Genomic DNA, 5,540 nt, shown 5'->3' with positions numbered 1-5,540 from the left:
GCACCCTCCTCACCTCGCACATGGCCGCCTGCACCCCGGAGGCCAACCAGGCCATGGGCGCGATGGTGGCCGAGGACGTCGTCCGCGTGCTGGCAGGCGAGGCGCCCCACCATCAGGCCCGCTGAGCCCGCCACATCCAGGGCCCGGCCGACCACAGCCGGCCGACACCGAATCCCCCTCACACACCAACACGCCAACACATCAACACCCCAGGCACCACGACCCACATCTGTCCCCATACCGGATACCGGTGACGACGCCGGAAGATCCCCCAAGGACCTGACATGGCCATCACGTCGACCGACGGCGCCGCCGCGGCGCCGCCCCCCGCGCAGCCCGACCCGTACGCGCTGCGCGCCGAAGACGCCCGCCCGGCCCCCGACACCTTCCGCGGCCGCCTGCGCCACCTCGGTCCCGGGCTCATCCTGTCCGCCGCGGTCGTCGGCTCCGGCGAACTGATCACCACCACCTCGCTCGGTGCGAAGGCGGGCTTCGCCCTGCTGTGGCTCGTGATCATCTCCACCGCGGTCAAGGTCTGGGTGCAGATGGAGCTGGCCCGCTGGACCATCCTCAACGGCCGCCCCGCGCTGGACGGCTTCCGCGACGTCGGACCCCGCATCGGCCGCCTCAGCTGGATCAACTGGCTGTGGATCGGTATGGACTTCGCCAAGATGTTCCAGCGCGGCGGCATCATCGGAGGCACCGCGGCCGCCTGCTCCATCCTCTTCCCGATCCACGGCGGGTCGCTGAGCAGTACGTCCCTCACGATCTGGGCCGTGATCGTCACCGCCGCCGCCGTCCTCATCCTCCAGACGGGCAAGTACCACGTCGTCGAGCGGGTCGAGGTCATCGGCATCACGCTCAAGACGGTGATCACCGTCGGCCTGGCACTCGCCCTGCCGCTCACCGCCTTCGGGTACGGCACCGAGCAGCTCGCCGACGGGCTCAGCTTCCAGATCCCGGCCGGCACGGTCGGCATCGCCCTCGCCATGTTCGGCATCACCGGCGTCGGCGCCGACGAGATGACGACCTACACCTACTGGTGCCTCGAGAAGGGCTACGCCCGCTGGACCGGCCCCGACGACGGGACCGAGCAGCGCGCCCGGCGCGCCGAGGGCTGGCTCAAGGTCATGCGGCTCGATGTGGGCGTCGCCTGGTTCGTGTGCACGATCTGTACCTTGTCCTTCTACGTGATCGGCGCCTCCGTGCTGCATCCGCAGGGCCTGGTGCCCGAGGGCAACGAGATGATCACCACGCTGTCGCACAGCTACACCGACACGCTCGGGCCCTGGGCCGAGTACCTCTTCCTGGCCGGCGCGATCTCCGTGCTCTTCTCGGTCACCGTCGCCTCGTCGGCCAGCGTTCCGCGGCTGTGGACCAACACCCTCGGTCTGCTCGGCGCGATCAACTGGAACGACATGCGGGTCCGCACCCGCACCATCCGGATCCTCACCTGGTGCCTTCCCCCGGTGTGGATGTGCTTCTTCCTGTGGGTCCAGTCCCCGGTCCTGATGGTGCAGATCGGCGGCATCGGCGGCGGCGTCTTCCTCCTCGCCGTCGTGATAGCGGTCTGGCGCCTGCGCTACACCGGCGTCCCGCCCCGCTTCCGCGCCAACCCCTGGATGACCGCCGCCCTTGTCCTCAGCAGCGCGGCGATCTTCTTCCTCGGGGTGTACGGGGTGCTCGACACGCTGGGCCTCACACCGAGCGACTGAACCGGCCACGCGCACACTCGACGCGACCGAGGCGGTCGAGGGGGCGAGACAGGGGTCGGGGGTGAGGAGGCGCTACAGCGTGGTGTTCTTGACCGGCAGGGGCTTGGTGGCGCGGGCGATGTAGTAGTCCTTGGGAGCGGAGAAGAGCACGAACTCGTGGTCGTAGCCCCTGATCCTGGCGCGCACGGTGAAGTTCCCCCTGGCGTCGGTGGTGGTCTGCGCGTTGTACTCGCTCTCGTAGTACGTCCGCAGCAGGACCCGGGTGCCGGCGACCGGCCCGTGACCGGCGGGCCAGGCGACCTTGCCGGTCACGGTGAGGGTGTCACCGGGGCGCACCCTGGTCTTGTCGACCTTGTACGTGATCGTGCTCATGACCGGCTTGACGGCGACCACGGCGCGGTCGAAGACGATGTCGTGGTCCGTGGGGTCCTCGGCCGGATCGTAGGAGGCGTAGAACTCCACTTCGTGGCGGGGGTTCAGGAAGATGCTGCCCTGGTTCTCCCACCGGTCCGCCTGGATGCCGGGGAGCGTGAACCGCCCGTCCGCGTCCGTGACGACAGTGCCGAGACTCCGGTTCTCCCGCTCGGTCGGGTCGATGGGGTCGCCCCAGGGGTTCCAGGTCTTGAAGAGGACGTTCTGGCCCACGGCGACCGACGCGCCCGCCACGGGGGTGCCGTCAGGCCGGGTCAGGGCGCCGGTCAGGGTGACCGTGCGGCGCTGGAAGTCGGTGGTGAATCTGCTGGCGGTCAGACTCAGCTCGTAGGCCGCCTCCGCCGCCGTGGCGCTTCGCGCGGGAGCGGGGGTGGCACCGTGGGCGGGCAGCGCCCCGGCCGCGATCGTGGCCAGCGCGGCGAGGACGGTGGCAGCGGTCGGGCGAGCCGCCCGTGAGCGTGTGCGCATGTGGACTCCTTGGTCATATGCCGTGCGGTCCTGCTCCGGTTTGACACAGGGAGACATGCTGCGGTTGTAATGCCCGATTGGAATGCGCCCGGAATACCTCGGAATGCATGGTTCGTGAACACGGAGTTCGGCCCCGGTTTGCCCACCGGTTGAGATTCACCGCGTGACTGAGCCTTCCCACCGCGCCGCGGTGCGGGAGTCGTACGACACAGCCCCCGTCCCGTGGTCGAGCGCCGCAACGCGCGGGTGAGGTCTGGTGGGCGTGCCCCTTGGTCGCCCACCGACCACTCGTCTCATTGCGTCAGCCGTTGAAGGTCACCGGGAGGGCGCGCAGTCCCCGGGTCCGCATTGAGGGGCGCCACTGCAGTTCACTCTCCGGAACGGCGAGGGCCAGGTGCGGGAAGCGTTCGAAGAGCGCGGTGAGCGCGATCTCGGTCTCCATACGGGCCAGCGGAGCACCGAGGCAGTAGTGGATGCCGTGGCCCAGAGCGAGGTGTCCGGTGGTGTCGCGGGTGATGTCGAGGCGATCGGGGTCGGGGAAACGATGCGGGTCGCGATGGGCTGCCGCCAGGCACAGCAGCACTGTCTCACCCGCCGGAACGGTGACGCCGCCGATGGTGACGTCCTCGGTGGGGAACCGGCGGATGGAGATGGCCGCGGGGCCGTCGTAACGGGCCAGTTCCTCGACTGCGCCGTGCCACAACGACGCATCGGCGCGCAGCGCGGCCAGTTGGTCGGGGTTGCTGAGCAGAGCCAGGGTGGCGTTGCCGAGGAGGTGGATGGAGCTTTCGTATCCCGCGAACAGGACGAGGAAAGCCAGGGAAAGCAGTTCGTCCTCGCCGAGTCGGTCGTTTCTGTCCTCCTCGTCACGGACGGCGATCAGCGCGGAGAGCAGGTCGTCGTCCGGGGTGGTCCGTTTGCCGGCGATGAGGTGCGTGAAGTACGTCAGCAGGCTGACGCCCGCTTCCTTCGCCCTTGCCGGCTGCGCCGGGTCGGGGGCCATCATCATCAGGACGTCGGTCCAGGCCCGGAAGTCCTGTCGGTCCGCCTGCGGCACGCCGAGCAGATCGCAGATGACCGTGATCGGCAACGGTGCCGCGAAAGTGGTGATGAGGTCGGCGGTGTTTTCGTGCGGGGCGATGGCATCCAGCAGTTGGTCGGCTGTCCTGCGGATCGGCTCGCGCAGCTGCTCGATTCGGCGCGGTGTGAACGCCCGGGACACCAGCCGCCGGATGCGGGTGTGGTCCGGCGGGTCCATGTTGAGCAGGTTCGCGTCCAGCGCCGACGGCAGTGCCAGGCCCAGGTAGTGGCCGGGTTTCGCGTTGCTCTTGTCCAGGGAGAGTCTGGGATCACCGAGGGCCTCGCGGATGTCGTCGTAACGGGTGACTAACCAGGCCGGCGTCCCGTCAGGTCCGGGAACCCGGTGGACGGTACCGGCCTCGCGAAGCCGCGCGTACACGGTGTACATGTCGGCGATCAGCTCAGCGGGGTCGAAGAGGGGCGATCCGGATGATGTTGTCGTGACCATGCCCTTCAGCCTAAATCCCTGCTTCCCGCGAGAGCCGCAAATGTTTCCAGTGGCTGCGCTGCTGGGAGGCGACGTCCCCGGTGCCGGCCGCCTGCTCGACCCACTGCCCCGGCGCGCCGCCCACGGACCAGGACACGGCATGCGGGCGAGGCCCGAGCCATCCACAGCCATCCACCCGGTTGGGTCGCGTGTCGTAGGTGAAGGCGACGACGACTGCGCCCCGACCGGCCCGACGCTTCATGGTCGCCCTCATAGGAGAAGTACGGTCCTGCCCCGCCATGCGCTCGGAATATGAACTGATATGAATGCATCGCGTGCAGGACTGGCCCGCGTGTATCGCGGGCGGTGCTACGTCCCCGCAGCCACGGTGTACCGCCCTGCGGCCCGAGCAGCGCCCGGAGAGGTTCATGAGACGTCTGGATCCCACCGATCCGCCGGCCATCGGCGGCTACCCCCTGTTGGCGAGACTCGGCGTCGGCGGCATGGGGCAGGTGTTCCTCTCCCGCACCGCGTCGGGTCGTCCTCTGGCCCTCAAAACCGTACGCACCGAGTTCGGCCTGGACCCCGGTTTCGAGCAGCGGTTCGCCCGTGAGATCGCCAGCAGCGACCAGGTGCGCTCCCCGTGGACGGTGTCGGTCGTCGACTACAGCCCCGCGGGCCACCGGCCGCAATGGCTGGCCACGGAGTACGTGGCCGCGCCCTCCCTCGCGGACCGGGTGGCGTGCGACGGCCCGCTGCCCGAGTCCGCCGTCCGGGCTCTGGCGGCGGAACTCGCCGAGGGGCTGCGGGCCGTGCACCGGGCGGGGCTCGCGCACCGCGACGTGAAGCCGTCCAACGTGCTGCTCGCCCGCCGTCATCCGCTGCTCATCGACTTCGGCATCGCCCGGGCCGCGGACGACACCCGGCACACCGGTACCGGAGGTGTCATCGGCTCCCCCGGTTACATGGCACCCGAGCAGGTCACCGGGGGGATATCGGCCGGGCCCGGCGACATCTTCTCGCTGGGCGCGGTCCTGGTGTATGCCGCCACCGGGACCGGGCCCTTTCTGCACCCGGGCGAGGATCCGTCCGCCGCCCAACTGCTCTACCGCATCGCGCACGAGGAGCCCGTGCTCGACGGCGTGCCGCAGCCGCTCGCGCCCCTGCTGGCCGCCTGCTTGGAAAAGTCACCGCAGGCCCGTCCCACCGCGGACGAGTTGTTGGAGAGGCTCGACGCGCGGCCCGGCGTCTGGGCCTCGGCCCCACCGGACCCGGTGCCCTTCGGCGCGGTGGCGGTGGCGGTCTTCGGGTCACCCTGAGATTTGTCGTCCTTCGCGCGCTGGCACGCGGCGGCGACAGCGGCGATGGCGATGATGGAAGCAAAGGCGAGGCGGCGCATGGCGGGGGGAACATACGGC

4 protein-coding genes are annotated in these 5,540 nt (G+C 69.7%); 2 read left to right on the top strand and 2 right to left on the bottom strand.

The window, feature by feature from the left end:
* Positions 1 to 284 precede the first annotated feature (284 nt).
* The gene (locus FNH08_RS43380) at positions 285 to 1,715 is read left to right on the top strand and encodes an Nramp family divalent metal transporter (protein WP_152777012.1); all 1,431 of its coding nucleotides are present in this window, start codon (positions 285 to 287) and stop codon (positions 1,713 to 1,715) included.
* A 72-nt stretch (positions 1,716 to 1,787) separates the two neighbouring features.
* Here FNH08_RS43380 and FNH08_RS43375 read toward each other — a convergent pair whose 3' ends face one another.
* Together FNH08_RS43375 and FNH08_RS43370 are read right to left on the bottom strand one after the other, a co-directional pair.
* Complete coding sequence (locus FNH08_RS43375) at positions 1,788 to 2,615, bottom strand: carboxypeptidase-like regulatory domain-containing protein (RefSeq protein ID WP_152777011.1); 828 nt, start codon at positions 2,613 to 2,615, stop codon at positions 1,788 to 1,790.
* Positions 2,616 to 2,916: 301 nt separating this feature from the next.
* Positions 2,917 to 4,143, bottom strand: coding sequence for a cytochrome P450 family protein (locus FNH08_RS43370; protein WP_152777010.1), 1,227 nt, complete (start codon positions 4,141 to 4,143; stop codon positions 2,917 to 2,919).
* Positions 4,144 to 4,550: 407 nt separating this feature from the next.
* Between FNH08_RS43370 and FNH08_RS43365 the strand changes: the two genes are divergently transcribed.
* Positions 4,551 to 5,441, top strand: a complete 891-nt coding sequence (locus tag FNH08_RS43365; RefSeq protein ID WP_194238826.1) for a serine/threonine-protein kinase — start codon at positions 4,551 to 4,553, stop codon at positions 5,439 to 5,441.
* Positions 5,442 to 5,540: the final 99 nt, after the last annotated feature.

Origin of the sequence: Streptomyces spongiae (assembly GCF_009377185.1) — a bacterium.
GTDB classification, from domain to species: domain Bacteria; phylum Actinomycetota; class Actinomycetes; order Streptomycetales; family Streptomycetaceae; genus Streptomyces; species Streptomyces spongiae.
Note: the sequence above shows the minus strand (reverse complement) of the source record. Positions and strands in the feature narration are given on the sequence as shown.

Bases quoted from the DNA above. Each gene is read 5' to 3' on its own strand.
- FNH08_RS43380 (WP_152777012.1), top strand. From the start codon at position 285: ATGGCCATCACGTCGACCGACGGCGCCGCCGCGGCGCCGCCCCCCGCG.
- FNH08_RS43375 (WP_152777011.1), bottom strand. From the start codon at position 2,615: ATGCGCACACGCTCACGGGCGGCTCGCCCGACCGCTGCCACCGTCCTC.
- FNH08_RS43370 (WP_152777010.1), bottom strand. From the start codon at position 4,143: ATGGTCACGACAACATCATCCGGATCGCCCCTCTTCGACCCCGCTGAG.
- FNH08_RS43365 (WP_194238826.1), top strand. From the start codon at position 4,551: ATGAGACGTCTGGATCCCACCGATCCGCCGGCCATCGGCGGCTACCCC.